15 protein-coding genes are annotated in these 15630 nt (G+C 45.6%); 13 read left to right on the top strand and 2 right to left on the bottom strand.

Features of this window, described 5'->3' with window-relative positions:
- The first annotated feature begins 572 nt into the window (after nt 1-572).
- From KIK04_RS02170 to coaD, 6 genes are all read left to right on the top strand, one after another.
- Complete coding sequence (locus tag KIK04_RS02170) at nt 573-1235, top strand: YitT family protein (RefSeq protein WP_232276715.1); 663 nt, start codon at nt 573-575, stop codon at nt 1233-1235.
- Between the two features lie 164 nt (nt 1236-1399).
- Nucleotides 1400-2215, top strand: a complete 816-nt coding sequence (locus tag KIK04_RS02165) for a GAF domain-containing protein (RefSeq protein ID WP_232276714.1) — start codon at nt 1400-1402, stop codon at nt 2213-2215.
- Nucleotides 2216-2513: 298 nt separating this feature from the next.
- Entirely contained in the window at nt 2514-3725 is a 1212-nt protein-coding gene (locus KIK04_RS02160) for an MFS transporter (protein WP_232276713.1), read from the top strand.
- Nucleotides 3726-4240: 515 nt separating this feature from the next.
- The gene (locus KIK04_RS02155; RefSeq protein WP_232276712.1) at nt 4241-4825 is read left to right on the top strand and encodes an NAD(P)H-dependent oxidoreductase; all 585 of its coding nucleotides are present in this window, start codon (nt 4241-4243) and stop codon (nt 4823-4825) included.
- A gap of 200 nt (nt 4826-5025) precedes the next feature.
- Nucleotides 5026-5583 carry a 16S rRNA (guanine(966)-N(2))-methyltransferase RsmD gene (gene rsmD / locus KIK04_RS02150; protein ID WP_232278555.1) on the top strand — a complete coding sequence of 186 codons (558 nt, stop codon included), beginning with the start codon at nt 5026-5028 and terminating at the stop codon, nt 5581-5583.
- Nucleotides 5584-5684: 101 nt separating this feature from the next.
- Nucleotides 5685-6200, top strand: a complete 516-nt coding sequence (gene coaD, locus KIK04_RS02145) for a pantetheine-phosphate adenylyltransferase (protein ID WP_232276711.1) — start codon at nt 5685-5687, stop codon at nt 6198-6200.
- A gap of 38 nt (nt 6201-6238) precedes the next feature.
- Here coaD and KIK04_RS02140 read toward each other — a convergent pair whose 3' ends face one another.
- Nucleotides 6239-7525, bottom strand: coding sequence for a nucleoside recognition domain-containing protein (locus KIK04_RS02140; protein ID WP_232276710.1), 1287 nt, complete (start codon nt 7523-7525; stop codon nt 6239-6241).
- Between the two features lie 158 nt (nt 7526-7683).
- On the opposite strand from KIK04_RS02140, the gene KIK04_RS02135 reads away from it, so the two are divergent.
- Nucleotides 7684-8736, top strand: coding sequence for a YlbL family protein (locus KIK04_RS02135; protein WP_232276709.1), 1053 nt, complete (start codon nt 7684-7686; stop codon nt 8734-8736).
- 292 nt (nt 8737-9028) lie between these two features.
- Here KIK04_RS02135 and KIK04_RS02130 read toward each other — a convergent pair whose 3' ends face one another.
- Nucleotides 9029-10414 carry a tRNA(Met) cytidine acetate ligase gene (locus KIK04_RS02130; protein ID WP_232276708.1) on the bottom strand — a complete coding sequence of 462 codons (1386 nt, stop codon included), beginning with the start codon at nt 10412-10414 and terminating at the stop codon, nt 9029-9031.
- A 262-nt stretch (nt 10415-10676) separates the two neighbouring features.
- Here KIK04_RS02130 and KIK04_RS02125 point away from each other — a divergent pair, with 262 nt between their 5' ends.
- The 6 genes from KIK04_RS02125 to fabD all read left to right on the top strand — a co-directional run bounded on the left by KIK04_RS02125 (nt 10677) and on the right by fabD (nt 15500).
- On the top strand, nt 10677-11189 hold the full coding sequence (locus KIK04_RS02125) for a YceD family protein (RefSeq protein WP_232276707.1): 513 nt from the start codon (nt 10677-10679) through the stop codon (nt 11187-11189).
- A gap of 47 nt (nt 11190-11236) precedes the next feature.
- A complete protein-coding gene (rpmF, locus tag KIK04_RS02120; protein ID WP_019424932.1) occupies nt 11237-11410 on the top strand; it encodes a 50S ribosomal protein L32 in 174 nt (57 codons plus the stop codon).
- A gap of 478 nt (nt 11411-11888) precedes the next feature.
- On the top strand, nt 11889-12518 hold the full coding sequence (gene fapR, locus KIK04_RS02115; protein WP_232276706.1) for a transcription factor FapR: 630 nt from the start codon (nt 11889-11891) through the stop codon (nt 12516-12518).
- Entirely contained in the window at nt 12502-13503 is a 1002-nt protein-coding gene (gene plsX, locus KIK04_RS02110) for a phosphate acyltransferase PlsX (protein WP_232276705.1), read from the top strand. Before fapR ends, plsX begins: the two co-directional genes overlap by 17 nt.
- A gap of 10 nt (nt 13504-13513) precedes the next feature.
- On the top strand, nt 13514-14500 hold the full coding sequence (locus tag KIK04_RS02105) for a beta-ketoacyl-ACP synthase III (protein WP_232276704.1): 987 nt from the start codon (nt 13514-13516) through the stop codon (nt 14498-14500).
- Nucleotides 14501-14561: 61 nt separating this feature from the next.
- Nucleotides 14562-15500: an ACP S-malonyltransferase gene (gene fabD, locus KIK04_RS02100; protein WP_232276703.1), complete on the top strand. Its 939-nt coding sequence runs from the start codon at nt 14562-14564 to the stop codon at nt 15498-15500.
- Nucleotides 15501-15630 lie beyond the last annotated feature (130 nt).

Here is a 15630-nt window from a genome sequence, read left to right as displayed (position 1 = left end):
AACCAACGAGAATGACGAGCGTTTACAAGTCATAGTGTACTGTTGTGAGCTAAGTCACAAAGTGATTCAGCGCACATCAAATGTGAGATATTCGTGACAATCAGGAGTTACCAGCATTTATCGAATTTGTAAAGATCACCGATGAGGTAGCATTTTAGAGCAAAACAGGGAGGGTAGTGAGCAAACGTGGTGTGAGTCAGGCTTTATACCATATAAACGTGGAGGAACGCGTTCCGCGCCGATTTTTGATGAATGAGCCGAGTTCTGCGGACATATACATTGTGATATAATACAAACAAGGGTGTACCAGTCATATACTAGGGTGCACAAATAACTTAAGGAAAGGATCAGGATACCAATGCGTCCCCGAAGGATGAATCCCCAAAGGACAATCTGGAAACGTTATGATCTCTCTTACATCTAGCTTCCTCTCGCAGATGGCTGAATGCTGCCATACGTAAAGACTGACTGCGAAGGAAGAGTGAACTTGATGATTCGAAGGACCAAGTCCTCATTTCTATACCTTGCCGTCGGTCGAAGGACAAATTTAAGAGCGACGAGGGGTTATAAGGATGAGGAAAAAAGAACAGTTACGTAATGTTATTTGGATGATTTTTGGAGCAGTATTGCTTGCTTTTAGTTACTATCATATTAATTTTCAGAACAACTTGGCTGAAGGTGGTTTTGTAGGGCTGGCTTTACTCGGAAAGTATGTATTCGATTGGTCGCCTGCGTTAACAGTCTTGTTGCTAGACATTCCGATATTTATTGCTGCCTGGTTTTTGAAAGGGCGGACGTTCATTATGAACACGGCGATTGCGGCAGGGGTATTTTCATTATCATACGACCTGTTTGAGCGATTTTCGCCGCTAGTTATGAATTTTGGTGAGAACATGGTACTGGCTGCGGTAACGTCCGGTTTATTGACAGGTTTGGCAGCAGGAATCGTGCTGCGATCCGGCGGAGCAACAGGTGGCGACGATATTATGGCGCTATTTTTGAGCCGTGTCACACGTTTGAGTGTAGGTACAGTGTTTATTATATTTGATATAGCGGTATTGCTGATTTCGATGTTTTATTTGCCGCTGGCAGACACGCTTTATACAATTTTGGCGGTCAGCATTGCGGGTAAAGTCATTACATGGACTGTGCAAGCAGGTATACCGCAACAGGTGGAAACGAAGCCTGTAAAGGTACGTCCTGCAACGACAGCTACGGTGCAGCAACATGGTTAACATAAGGACCGTCCATTCTTCGAACATGAAGAGCGGACGGTTTTTTTGTGATTTTTTTGTAAAATGATGAGAAAAAAGTGTAAAAGAATGAATGTTCGCCTTCGACTGCACATAAGCATGTACTAAGATTCATGATAGGGATGCGGGAAAGCGAGGGAAGGCATATGGAAGCTATGATAAGAGTGGCGCTCGACAAGCTACCACCATGGGCGTTTCACTTATTTGCCATCGTCATTGCGGTAGGGATTGCGTTCTATTTCATTAAAACGTTGTACATTAACAAGAAATTTAGCGAAATGATTAGCGACATTATGAACCGCGAAGACCGAACCTTGACGATGCAGACGCGTGTTGATGAACTGCGGGAAGCGCATGCGGCAACAGAGCAAACGGCGCAGCAGTCATTATCCGCGTTGCGAAACATGAAGCCATTTGTAGATGCGCTGAACGATCTAAGAGCGCTGGCAGATCCGTATGCCGTGTTGAACGAGTCGACATTCTTGATGCAGCGGATGCTTGATATGCTAGCCGTTGACATGAAAGCGTCACCGGGTGGGCATCATCGCTGCGGTGTCTGGCTAGCTACTGAGCAAATGTTGACGCTGCGATTTGCGTCCGCTGGCTTTCCCAAGCACTACGTAGGTGAGCGTCAGTTGCACGTCGATCGTTCGATCGCAGGTCGCTCATTCCGCAAGCAAGTGGTCATTCAATGTGTGGATGTGACAAAAGATGAAGACTGGGAGCGGAATGTCGAGTCAAAAAGTCCGTATCGCTCGCTTATTTCGATTCCACTTGGCGAATATGGGGTGCTGACGATGGATGGTTTGCAGCCATTTAGCGAATCATGCCGTACGATTGGCGAAATGTATGCGGCTGTGGCGACTGGTGTTATAGCTGAGCATGTGGCGGCTTTTGTCCGCTGGTCGCAAGCGAATGGCGTGCAAGAGCCGGATCTCATTAGCGCGGATAGAAGGGTTTAACGTTGCATATCACTGTATGTCGTTGTATAGGGCGATTTGAGCCGAATTGAACAGAATCGAACTAAACTGAACCGAATAAAACCAATTCAAACCAAATCAAACCAAATCAATTTAAACCAAATCAAACCGATCCGAGCCGCAAAACCAATGTTATGTTTGCGGCTTTTTCGCGATCAATTGTGAAAACTGATGCAAACAAATGTACGTATTCTTTTTGTTGCTGCCCATTTTCAGAACTGCTATGATATTGAAAAATACATAAACACGACATGTATAAAAGAATCGGGGACAATTGATCATGTGGAGTAATCGCAACGTTTGGATCTTGTTAGGGGGCGAATTTTTCGCTGGTTTAGGCTTGTGGTCATCGATCATCGCCAATCTTGAATTTATGCAGCGGCATATTCCATCTGATTTTATGAAATCGTTAGTATTATTTGTGGGATTGTTAGCGGGGGTGTTAGCTGGGCCTTTTGCGGGAAAAATAATTGATTCCTATTCAAAAAAGAAAGTGCTCATTTATGCAGGATTCGGTCGTCTCATCAGCGTTTGCTTTATGTTCTTGGCCATCGGGATGGATTCCGTATGGTGGATGGTCATGTTTGCGATTAGTTTGCAAATCGCCTCTAGCTTTTATTTTCCGGCGTTACAAGCCGTCATTCCTCGTATCGTTAACGAAAAAGATTTGTTAACACTGAATGGTGTCCATGTAAATGTAGGAACTTTGGCTCGGATACTAGGTACAACTTTAGCGGGCATCCTGCTCGTCACGATCAGTTTGTCTGAGCTGTATGTCATTTCGTTTGGGATGTATGTGATATTGTTGATATCAACATTCTTTTTAGACATCGAAGAGACACCAGCGGCAGAAGGGGCGCAGCGAAAAGGAAAAGGTAGCGGTAGCTTTAAAGAAATATGGCCGATTTTAAAAGGAATGCCAGTTGTTATTATGATGCTTTGTATTGGCATTGTGCCCACTTTGTTTATCGGTAGCTTTAATTTGATGGTTATCAACATTAGCGAACTGCAAAATGATCCGCAAATTAAAGGTCTTTTGTATGCGGTTGAGGGAATTGCGTTTATTGTTGCCGCCTTTTTAGTAAAACGCGTTTCAGGCAAACATAAATTGCTGAACATGCTGTTTGTGTTCGCCTTTTTTATGGCGATTGCCCAAATGCTGTTGTTCTTTGCAGATATTAAAGTGATGTCCTTGCTAGCGTTCGGGCTATTTGGCTTTGCGATGGGCTGCTTTTTCCCATTGTTCTCAACGTATATGCAAACCGCGATTCCGAAGGACTTTCATGGGCGATTCTTTTCGTTCCGCAGCATGCTAGATCGGGTGCTGTTCCAAGTCGTGCTGCTAAGCGCAGGCTTTTTACTTGATGCGATCGGATTGAAATATATGGTGCTCGTATTCGGCAGCGTTTCTCTTGTGTTTGTCGTATATGCAGCCTTACGTTCAGGCAAAATTATTGCCCGTTTAGAACGTGCAAATGGCAGTGCGTCGTAACAAAAATGATCATTTGATGTATAATTTGGCCCTGATGGGCAATCCTTTAATTATCGACATTTTGAATGTCGTAGACAACCGCGGAGAAGACTTACGTTTCCCCATAAGCTCTTCGTCCGGTTTCTCCTCTCCCATGAGGGCGTCCCGTAAGGGGCGCCCGATTATTTTTTATGGACAACTGTATCTTGCTTAGGTTTTTCAATTGAATCGATGACAAACAAAGATTACGTTGGGGACGGATTGGGGACACACATGGAGAATATGTGTCTTTAAAGATCTACCGCACGGTGATCGCTGAGATGATTATAGTCAAGAAAGAGCCCTAGGGATAAACCTGGGCTCTTTCCATTTTTAAGACAAAATTAAGGAAAAATCAGTTGTGTTCTTGGGTACTCGTCTGAGAAATCGGTAAAAAAATTGACTTACTGTAACTAAATCAGTTATAGTATATGCATGGAATCATCTTTCACCATAAGAAGATGTAGCTAGGCTTAATTACGAGGAGGAAGAACACAATGAAGAACTTAGTCCTATACGCACACCCTAACCCGCAAAGCTTTAACCACGCTATTTTGGAGACGGTAACGAATAAATTAAAAGCAAACGGTCATGAAGTCGAAGTTCGCGACTTGTATGCAATGAACTACAATCCTGTATTGACAGGCAATGATTTTGAAGGATACGCTTCTGGAAATTTGCCGGAAGATATCGCTACAGAGCAAAAATGGGTAACATGGGCCGACCATATTATTGTTATTTATCCCGTATGGTGGACGGGTTTGCCGGCTATTTTGAAAGGCTACTTTGATCGTGTGTTTTCTCACGGTTTTGCTTATCGCTATACGGCTACAGGGATTGATAAGCTATTGTCTGGTAGATCGGCAACGCTCTTTACGACACAAGGCAATGCAGCAGAGCTATACGAGCTGAACGGAACGACTAAAGCGATGCAGCTAACGTCTGATGTAGGTATTTTTGAATTCGTCGGTATGAATGTACTTGACCACCGTTTCTATGCGGCTGTGCCATTGGTGGATGATGCTGCGCGTAAAGAGATGTTGAAAGATGTAGAGCGTGTCATCGACGAGCAAGTGAAGTAATTGTATATAATGGGCAGTTAAATAGCCTTAATGTAGTAAACATAAGCAAAAAACGCTCTTCCACACTAAATAGGGAGGGGCGTTTTTTGTGGTTTAGAAATCGGTTTCTTTTTCAAAATGACGCGAAATATGGTACGATAAACGACGTGAAATGTTATCGTTGTGTAAGCAACGCAGATCAAAGAATGGGTGAAGATATCGTGAGAGTGATTTCGGGAACGGCGAGAGGTCGTTCACTTAAAGCTGTACCCGGTTCGGGCACGCGTCCAACGACAGATAAAGTCAAGGAAGCGCTATTTAGTATGATCGGACCATATTTTGATGGAGGTAACGTGCTTGACTTATTTGCGGGTACAGGTGGATTAGGTATCGAAGCATTGAGTCGCGGTGCTGACAAAGCGGTATTTGTTGATATGGATACGAAGGCGATTGATGTGATCCGCCACAACGTACAAGCAACAGGTATGGAAGGACAAGCTGAAATTTATCGCAATGATGCAAGAAGAGCCATTAAGGCACTCGTTAAAAGGGAAATGACATTTGATTTATTATTTCTGGATCCCCCTTATCGGTTGAAAGATGCTGACGATATGTTGCGTGAAATGTTGGAAAAAGGGCTTATTTCCCCGGATGCCACCGTTGTCGTCGAGCATGACGCACAGCATACTTATCCAGAAAGTGTGGACTCGCTTGTCGTATGGAAGCAGGCACAATACGGCGATATTGCGATAACCATTTACCGCGTCGAAAATGAGTAGCCATTTACGATATATCAGAAATTAAAATTTGCAGCAATACGGAGATGGCGACTTCAGTAAGGTAACGCTGGAGCGCCAAACAGGAAGGAGCAGCACAGAGTATGACACACAATAGCAAACAGCCTTGTGAGCCACGCATCGCTGTATATCCAGGTAGTTTTGATCCGGTAACTTTGGGTCATATAGACATTATTCAACGAGCTGCAAAGCAGTTTGATAAACTAATTGTAGCAGTATTAAACAATTTGAGTAAAAATCCGCTGTTTACCGTTGAAGAGCGCAAGGAATTGCTGCGTCAAACAACAAGCCATATTCCTAATGTTGAGATTGACAGTTTTCGGGACTTACTCGTGAACTATATGGATGACAAGCAAGGTCATGTCATTGTGCGCGGTATCCGTTCCGTAACTGATTTTGAATATGAGTTGCAGCTAGCCTCTACCAACCAGAAGCTCAATCCAAGAGTAGAAACGATTTTTATGATGACAAATCCTAAATATTCGTATCTTAGTTCAAGTATGGTCAAAGAAATTGCTCGTTTTAAAGGTGAGGTAGTCGAATTAGTTACACCTGAAGTCGAAACAGCATTACGTGAAAAATTCAATAACATTGATTAATGCACCTTTCATGAATGTATGACGCATCGTAATATCCGCTAGCGTGAACGCGCAAACAAAGCGATGATTCGTGAAACGATGAATAAGCTTGCGACGAAAAGTACACATAGCGGCATTAATACATACCATTCGCTAACATGAATCCATTCAAGAGCTCCCTCAGGGGAGCTTAAGCTATTTGCGGCCTGATCGTGAACAGAGGCGCTGCTGGCTCCCGCTTCTTCTATCGGTCCAGTTGCAGCGAAGACAGCAGCAGCTTCATCTTCGTGATGAAAAATGGAGCGAAGCGGTCTCCAGAGCACGTAGGTCAATACAAACGCCATGCCGGCGTGTAGCAGACGGGACAACATAAATGTGCGATAGCGTATATCTGTACCTTTAATGATGCTGTGAATTTGTAAATGGGCACTAATGCCACTCCATGCTACGACAGCACCAATTAAGGCAGCTTGAAATATAGGTGAAGTAAACGTTGCTGAACCGAGTGTGTAAGCACCTAAATTCACCTCTAGCAATCCGTTCATCATATAATTGCCGAATTGCTGTGGGATAGCGAGGCGCAAGACTTGAGCGATCACAGAAAACATCATCATATATCCGCCAATCATCATCAGCGTATGGACGGCTGATGTAACCGATTCACCCAGCAACTTGCCAAACGGTCGACCGTCACGGCGATGAGCATGCTCCATCGCTTCTAGTACACGCTGTAACAGACTTGACGACGACTTGGGCTTCATGCTGGTCGCATGTTCTGTTGCCAAGCGATAGGTCGTTATATCTGGAGCGCTCTTATCGCATAGACGCAATACAAAGATGGATAAAAGAGCGGATATCCAGTGTACAATAGCGATAACTAAACCGAGTTCGGCTTGCTGCATAAACCCGACGCCAATAACGGCAATCATAAAAATGGGATTGTTAGCGTGCGACAAGCTCAACAGGCGCTCTGCTTCCCGTCGCGACAGTGCCTCTTGGTGGCGAAGCTTAACGACAGCTTCTGCTCCTGCGGGGTAACCAGCGGTCCAACCGATGGACCAAGCCCAGCCTCCAACGCCTGGTAGACGAAACAGCAAGCGCATTAACGGGTCGAGCAACACGCCGAGACCATGAACCCAGCCGTAAGCGATCAGCATCTCAGATAGCACAAGAAACGGCAGCAGGGCAGGAAAAATAATATTCCACCATATTTTCAACCCCTGTAATGAGGCATTAAAGGCTTGATCGGGATAAGAAACGATGCAAACAACGAGCAATGCAGCCATACAACCGAAAATAAGCGTAAAAAAAGGATGTTGGCTGAACGGAGTGCGAAAAGAGAACATAGAAGTCACCTCACTGGAATATACGTCAACCATTCATGTTCTACACCACATATATGTACGTAAAAAGGACTAGCTTTAGACCAAATGGAAGTTAGGCTACTTAGGCTCTTTCGGATGAAGAGTCTGTGAATAGGTTCATGATAGGAGGTAACAGGACGTTGGAAACTGGTAATAGACAGCATTCGCATACTCATCGAGGGATGTCTTATTTTTGGAAATGGTTTTTTGCTGGCCTGTTCACGATTTATGTGACCGTTTATATGCCAACCCCGTATGTCATTTACACGCCTGGAAGTGCTGAAGATGTAAAGCCAATGGTGAAGGTAGACAAGGGAGATCAGGTTGAAAACGGTACCTTTATGCTCACAACGGTACGACGGGCATATGCAAATATCGCGCTCATCGTGTGGAAAGCATTTGATCCTCATGCTGACTATGGGAAAAAGGCAGACTCGTTGCAAGGGCGATCGGAAGAGGAATATGTGACGGATCAGCTTTTTAATATGACAGATTCTCAATTTGATGCGATTAGTGCGGCGTATAACAAAGCAAAAGTACCTTATAAAGTGATATCAAAAGGCGTATATGTCATTTATAACTACCCAGATGTTGCTAAAAATGATTTTAAAACAGGGGATCGGATTACACATATCGATGGGCAACCGATTCAGCAATATGAAGATTTGAAACGAGCACTTATGCATAAAAAAGCGGGCGAAACGGTTCAGGCTAAAGTGGAACGGGATGGAAAATCCGAGCACGTTAAAGCAACGCTAATTGAATTATCAAGCACAGAGAAACCGCAAAAAAAATGGGTTGGCTTTGGTTTGAAGTACGGGGAAAAGAAAGAAGTTGCTCCCATAGATAGTGGAAAAAAAGTTGGGTTTAAAGAAAGCGACATCGGTGGACCGTCGGCAGGACTTATGTTTACGTTAGAGATCATTAACCAATTAACACCTAATGATTTGACGAAAGGTTTCCGGATTGCGGGAACGGGTACGATTACACCCGATGGTAAGGTCGGGGCAATTGGTGGCGTCAAATATAAAGTGGTGGCAGCAGATCGAGAGCAGGCCGCTTTGTTTTTAGTGCCCGAGCAAAATTATGCAGAAGCTAAGGCGAAGTGGGATACGTTAGATACGAACATGAAGTTAGTTTCTGTGCGTACGCTAGACGATGCATTGGCTGCAATTGCTTCACTTGGCAAGTAATGAAATGCTAATAGGCGCATGAAGAAAGAGCCGCCGTCCATTCGTGGACAGTGGCTCTTTCGTATGTGTGCTCGTATGTGTAGGGGGATTCGCACTTGAAACAGCTCGTGTGCGTTCAAATGAACTTAAGCGAATCCAAATTAATCGAAAAGAACCCAAAAAAACCCAAAAGAACCCGAAAGAACCCGAAAGAACCCGAAAGAACCCGAAAGAACCCGAAAGAACCCGAAAGAACCCGAAAGGAACCGAAGTTATCCCAACGTTACGAGCCGCTGAGATTGACTGTGAATGACTACTCCTTCGAGAACGAGCGACGTGGAGGCTCGTAATAATCCCGCAGAGCCGCCTTTGCGTCCCAAGGAGAGAAAGCGCCTGCGTACACAGCTGTAGCGCGTACATCGGCTGTTAAGCCGTTAGCACCACCTAAGGAACAGTTATCGCGTGTCACTTGACTCACAATAGGAAGCGCTGCGCTGCGCTTCATCTGCTTCAACAACTCTCTTCCCCGTTCTGAGAAGCCTAGGACCCGAATATAGGCTGGGCCGCGTTCCAATGCAGTCCGCCCAAATGCGGACGCATGATGGTTCAGCAGCACGTGCGCAAGCATGCGCTGTAGCTTCGTTCGTGTGTACCGCTTCGTCTTTAACGCTTGTAGCAACGCTTCGACAGTTGGAGTCTCGATGCGTGTTAGCGCTTGCTTCACGCGATGTTCTAGTCCTTCTGTCACTTCTAAATATTGCTTGAGCTCTTCATGCGAAGCGGACGTAAGGCGGTACAACAACTCGCGCGAATAACGCTCCCAGCTAATCGGCGCTCTGCCGTGCGCAAGCTCCCGCTCCAGAAGCGCGAGTGTCGTTGGCGGCACATAACGCGCGATGTCGTTAAAGCCGCCCTCATCAAGCATGAGGCGGCGTATAGCGGTCGCGCTTGCTATGGTACCGGCAGCTGGCGCGGTCATGTCGTGGTAGCCAGCTTGCTGCCTCGCAATCGTAAGCGGCTCGATTGAGCTGCGCAAGCGCCGCAACGCCATTACATAATGCAAGCCTAAGGAATTGTTCGGCTGCTCCATCCAGTGCTGCTCCCTTACGTTGCTTTCCGCAACCGCATCTCCATCCGCATTCGCATTCGCATCTGCACCGACTGCTCCGCCATCATTTATTTTTGCCAAATCATGAGAATTTACCGCTGCTATCTGATCCGTATTCGCATGTTCCTGTGCATGATTTGAACAAGCTGCTGCGGCAGCCGCATAAGCTGCAGGATAGTTGCGGCCAGCTTTCAATTCTGCCTTTAAAAGGGCACTGAACTGTGTCGTCTCTTCCGTCAGATTATCTGCTGCTTGCAGCAGTGGTTGCAAGCTTCCTTCTTCGCTGCCGAAGCAAAGGGAATTCACGACTCCAGTAGCATGTAACGTTGCTACAGCGCCGTATGCGAACCATTCCGCAGGTTGCACTGCATAGGCAACCGGAAGCTCTAGTACGAGATCAACGCCTTGGGCAAGAGCCATTTCCGTCCGTGTCCATTTATCGACAAGCGCAGGTTCGCCTCGTTGTAAAAAATGTCCGCTCATTACCGCGACAGCAGCGTCGGCTTGCGCTAATTTTAGCGATTGTTGGAGATGATAAAGATGACCGTTGTGTAGAGGGTTATATTCGACAACGATACCGACCGTTTTCATCTTACTCTTCCTTTCCGTCATCGAATAAGGTAATATGTTAGCTTAGCCTTTTTGATCAGCTTAAGTTCATTCGATATCTCATTAGATATGTATATCTTATCACGAAGTGAGCAGTAAAGTATTTGATTGAGCCCTTAACGAATGAAATTGTCGACAATGACATCGATAGGCTGCTTTCTCCCAAAAGGAGTGTCAAACGAATTTGGTTGACAAAGCATAACAGAAGTCGATATAATTAATTTTGTTTGTTTGGAGTGATGTTATGTACTTTCATTTTCGGGACGTTTCCGCAAAAGGTCATGAACCCATCGTTCGCGAGACATTCGCTGCCGATACTATCGTGCGCGATCGCAGCGATATTCGTGCCATTAAACCGGTTGACGTCGAATTGACGGCAAAGGCGGAAGACGACGGATTGATCGATGTGCAAGGGCAACTTACTGCAACGGCAGAGCTTACATGCTCACGTTGTTTGGTGCCGCATACCGAAACATACGTTATTCCGTTTCATGAGCAGTTTAAGCTGACGGACTCTACTGATCTTCCCCTAGACGATGAGGGAGATGTCATTTATGTGACAGACGACCGCGTCGATCTAACGCCATTTGTGGAAGAAGCGTTATTCGTTCACTTGCCGCTGACGTCGTTTTGCGATGAAAGCTGCAAAGGTTTGTGCGCAACTTGCGGAACAAACCGAAACGAGCAATCATGTGACTGCTCGAACGAGCGCATCGATCCAAGATTGGCAGGGTTGAAAGATTTCTTTAAGAAATAACAGACGACAGTAGAAGCAATATGTAACTTGGGTAAGGAGGTGTAAACATGGCAGTTCCTCAAAGAAGAACGTCTAAAACACGTCGTGACAAGCGCCGTACGCACTTCAAATTGTCCGTACCGGGCATGGTAAAATGTGAGCAATGCGGCGAGTTGAAATTGGCGCACCATGTATGCAAAGTGTGCGGAACATACAAGGCGAGAGAGATCATTAAGCAATAATTGATTTTTCGACCGACAAAAAAGTAGTATCTCATCCTTGGTGAGATGCTATTTTTTTTGTTTTTTGTCGTTAATAGAAGTTGAAATAAGGCGAATGATAGAGTGAGTACCATATCGCAAAAAAGGTCGAATCCCAGTGTGTGAGCGGCTTTAAACGAGTGCTGGATATAGATGGATGATGTTTTTTTGCAATAACACTTTTCAATGTTGTAAGTTTTATATATAATGTGTTTAGTATCAGGTTCTAAAATCAGACTATAAACGTTTTATATATGAGCAATTTTTTCATTTTTTTCATAAAGTATTTTAAATCCGATGCGAAATAGATACAATTAAGAAGAATTATATCTAAATGATGTAAATTTTCCGAGATGAATCTAGGCGAACTTTGTAGACGCTACCTACAGTGAGGCAACGAGTGTGTTGATTCAGAATGGTCAGCATGGAGTCAAAGCTTCTAAGACAGTAGCATCGCCGCATGAGCAAAGGGGTGCGAAACATCGAACGTTTACCGAAGCGTCAACGTCAGCAACAATTAGTACAGATTATAGAAAACAATCCGTTTATTACGGATCAAGATTTAACGCGATTATTAAATGTGAGTATTCAAACCATACGCTTGGACAGAATGGAGCTGGGCATTCCCGAGCTGCGCGAACGATTGAAATTGATGGCCGAACGTTCCTATGATGAAGTTCGCTCACTTCCACCCGATGAGGTGTTTGGAGAAATTGTAGATATCCAATTGGACAAGAGCGGTATTTCGATATTTGAAATTCGGGAAGAGCATGTGTTTTCTCGCACACATATTGCACGTGGACATCATTTATTCGCGCAAGCGAATTCTTTGGCTGTGGCAGTCATTAATGATGAAATTGCTTTGACGGCGACTGCAGATATCCGATTTATCCGTTCTGTAAAGCTTGGTGAGAAATGTATTGCCAAAGCCTATGTACGTTCTGTTAGTGGAGAGCGGGGCAAGGCGAAAGTGGAAGTGTTAAGCTATGTAGGCGATGAACTAGTGTTCCAAGGCCACTTCAACATTTTCCATTCAGCCGGCGAGGTGAGTGGCAACGAAGGAGGAAATGAGCATGAGAATCGCCATTGATGCGATGGGTGGTGACCATGCACCAAAGAGCATTGTCGAAGGTGCATTGGCTGCTGCTGAGTCATGGAAAGATATAGAAATTATACTTGTCGGCAACGAAGAGAAGCTGAAGCCGTTTATGACGACACAGCCGAGTAACGTTCGGATCGTACACGCGGCTGAACTGATTGAAGCGGATGACGAACCGGTAAAGGCAGTACGCCGTAAAAAAGATGCTTCCATGGTCGTGGCTGGAAGAATGGTACGTGAAGGTGAAGCCGATTGCATGATTTCGGCTGGAAATACAGGTGCATTGATGACGACCGGACTGCTCGTTGTAGGACGAATGGACGGAGTAGAGCGTCCGGCATTAGCACCAATGCTTCCAACGATGGACGGCCGAGGCGTATTGGCGTTAGATTTAGGGGCAAACATGGACGCTAAGCCAGAGCATTTAGCGCAGTACGCTAGCATGGGAAGCGTTTATCGGGAAAAAGTGCACGGTATTGCTAAACCGCGTGTCGCGTTGCTAAATGTCGGCACAGAAGCAATGAAAGGCAACGAATTGACGAAAGCAGCTTACCCGTTAATCGAGCAATTGCCTATTCATTTTATTGGCAACGTTGAAGCGCGTGATATGTTGGAAAGCAATTGTGATGTACTTGTATGCGATGGCTTTGCTGGCAACGTGATGTTGAAGACATTGGAAGGTACGGCAGGCTCATTGTTCAATGTCCTTAAACAAGTATTTACGCGTTCATGGGCAACGAAGTTGGCGGCAGCTGTGCTGATGCCAGGTTTGAAGAGCTTGAAAAGTTCGTTGGACTACAAAGAGCACGGAGGAGCACCGTTGCTCGGGCTGAAGGGCCTAGTCATTAAGGCGCATGGCTCGTCAGATGCTCGTGCAATGACAAATGCAATCCGCCAAGCACGAACAGCGATACAGAACGATCTTATCAAGACCATTTCGGCTGAACTAGAGAGAAATTCAGCTAACGGGAAGTGAGTGATAGACGATGAGTTTGCGTTCGGTAGGCGTCTTGGGAACCGGTAAATACGTACCTGAACGTGTGTTGACCAATGCTGAACTAGAAAAAATGGTTGATACGAATGACGAGTGGATCGTATCCCGAACAGGGATTAAGGAGCGTAGAATTGCTGCTGAGCATGAAGATACATCGGATTTGGCATTCCGTGCGGCGGAAGTAGCTTTAGCTGCGGCAGGGATTACAGCCGAACAGTTGGATCTTATCGTAGTTGCTACGGTGACGCCGGACATGGCATTTCCCGCAACGGCTTGTATCGTGCAAGAGCGGTTAGGTGCAAAAAATGCGGCTGCATTCGATTTGTCGGCTGCATGTTCCGGATTTATATATGGGCTTGCGAATGCGTCGAATTTTATTGCGACGGGTATGTACAACTATGCGTTAGTTATTGGCGCAGAATGCTTGTCGCGTATTACAGACTATACTGATCGCAATACATGTATTTTATTCGGAGATGGTGCAGGGGCTACAGTGCTAGGTCCTGTAGAAGCAGAGCGTGGTTTTAAGTCTTTCGTACTCGGTGCAGACGGAACAGGTGGCGAGTTGCTAAAAGTAGAAAAGGGCGGTTCAAGTTGCCCGACTTCGGAACTAGCAGCGGAAGCGAAGCCTAACTCCATCTATATGAACGGCCGCGAGGTGTTTAAATTTGCTGTCCGTATTATGGGAAGTGCAGCTGAAGAAGCACTCTTAAAAGCCGGTAAGACGAAAGAAGATATCGATTTGTTAATTCCGCATCAAGCCAACACGCGTATCATCCATGCTGCGCTTGAGCGATTGAATTTGCCAGAACATAAATGTGTGATTAATTTACCTTATTATGCGAACACATCTGCTGCTTCTATTCCGATTGCATTGGCAGAAGCGGTTGAGCAAGAGCGCATCTCACAAGGTGATACGCTCGTACTCGTCGGATTTGGTGGCGGCTTGACATGGGGTGCATCTGTACTCGTGTGGTAAATATAATGCAATGGCTATAGTACGCGATTATACGTAACGTTATCGATAAGGAGTGAACGAGTTGGGGAAAATCGCATTGGTGTTTCCAGGCCAAGGCGCGCAAGCAGTTGGCATGGGCCGCGATGTATTTGACAATGTTCCGGCTGCGCGTGACATATTTGATGCAGCTGACCGCGAGCTAGGATTTAAGCTGACGGAGCTTATGTTTGACGGTCCTGATACAGAGTTAAAGCAAACGATTAATACGCAGCCAGCGTTGCTCACAACGAGCTATGCCCTTTACAAGGCGCTACAGCAGCACGAGATTCAACCGGACTTTGTCGCAGGACATAGTTTAGGTGAATACAGCGCGCTTGTTGTCGCAGGTGTAATGAGCTTTGCGGATGCCGTATCCATTGTCCGCAAGCGTGGGCAGTTCATGGAGGAAGCAGTGCCGTTTGGACAAGGAGCGATGGCTGCTGTGCTTGCCGCTGATCGCACTCAACTCGGTGCACTTTGCGATGACATTTCATCACTTACCGATACGGCTACCGTTCAATTAGCAAACGTCAATTGCCCAGGTCAAATTGTCATTTCAGGTACAGTGGAAGGTGTACAAGCTGTAGCTGAACGGGGAAAAGAAGCTGGAGCAAAGCGGGTGAAGCTGCTCGAAGTAAGCGGTCCGTTTCATTCCACGCTGATGAAGCCTGCAGCAGAACGGCTAAGTAAAGAGCTGCTTGAAGTAAGCATGCGCGACGCGAGCATTCCTATCGTCGCTAATGTAACTGCTCGTGCAGAACAACAGGCAGACGCGATCCGTAACCTGCTTGTGGAGCAAGTGTATTCACCAGTACTGTGGGAAGATAGTGTTCGTTATATGATCGACCAAGGGGTTGACACTTTTATCGAGATTGGTTCAGGCAGCGTATTGTCAGGATTAATTAAAAAGATTGACAATTCCGTTCGAATTGTAACTATTAATAGTCTTGCAGCTGTTGAGTCGTTTAAACTCGAATCTTAGCGTTTAATTCTGACGGAGAACGATTAGCACTGAAGTCATAACGTTTATGGTGAGGATGGTAAATTGTCACCGTGCATCCATGCTAGATGAAGATCGTTGTGACTTATGTCCATTACATGTCATAGGAGGG

The organism is Paenibacillus sp. 481, from assembly GCF_021223605.1.
In the GTDB taxonomy this organism is placed as follows: Bacteria; Bacillota; Bacilli; order Paenibacillales; family Paenibacillaceae; genus Paenibacillus_B.
This window is presented reverse-complemented; position numbering and strand designations above follow the sequence as displayed.

What these genes read in the sequence shown, in the direction of transcription:
- coaD (WP_232276711.1), top strand. Translation starts at nt 5,685, where the DNA reads ATGACACACAATAGCAAACAGCCTTGTGAGCCACGCATCGCTGTATAT.
- KIK04_RS02155 (WP_232276712.1), top strand. Translation starts at nt 4,241, where the DNA reads ATGAAGAACTTAGTCCTATACGCACACCCTAACCCGCAAAGCTTTAAC.
- KIK04_RS02160 (WP_232276713.1), top strand. Translation starts at nt 2,514, where the DNA reads ATGTGGAGTAATCGCAACGTTTGGATCTTGTTAGGGGGCGAATTTTTC.
- KIK04_RS02130 (WP_232276708.1), bottom strand. Translation starts at nt 10,414, where the DNA reads ATGAAAACGGTCGGTATCGTTGTCGAATATAACCCTCTACACAACGGT.
- KIK04_RS02140 (WP_232276710.1), bottom strand. Translation starts at nt 7,525, where the DNA reads ATGTTCTCTTTTCGCACTCCGTTCAGCCAACATCCTTTTTTTACGCTT.
- KIK04_RS02105 (WP_232276704.1), top strand. Translation starts at nt 13,514, where the DNA reads ATGAGTTTGCGTTCGGTAGGCGTCTTGGGAACCGGTAAATACGTACCT.
- fapR (WP_232276706.1), top strand. Translation starts at nt 11,889, where the DNA reads ATGAGCAAAGGGGTGCGAAACATCGAACGTTTACCGAAGCGTCAACGT.
- plsX (WP_232276705.1), top strand. Translation starts at nt 12,502, where the DNA reads ATGAGAATCGCCATTGATGCGATGGGTGGTGACCATGCACCAAAGAGC.
- rpmF (WP_019424932.1), top strand. Translation starts at nt 11,237, where the DNA reads ATGGCAGTTCCTCAAAGAAGAACGTCTAAAACACGTCGTGACAAGCGC.
- KIK04_RS02170 (WP_232276715.1), top strand. Translation starts at nt 573, where the DNA reads ATGAGGAAAAAAGAACAGTTACGTAATGTTATTTGGATGATTTTTGGA.
- KIK04_RS02125 (WP_232276707.1), top strand. Translation starts at nt 10,677, where the DNA reads ATGTACTTTCATTTTCGGGACGTTTCCGCAAAAGGTCATGAACCCATC.
- KIK04_RS02165 (WP_232276714.1), top strand. Translation starts at nt 1,400, where the DNA reads ATGGAAGCTATGATAAGAGTGGCGCTCGACAAGCTACCACCATGGGCG.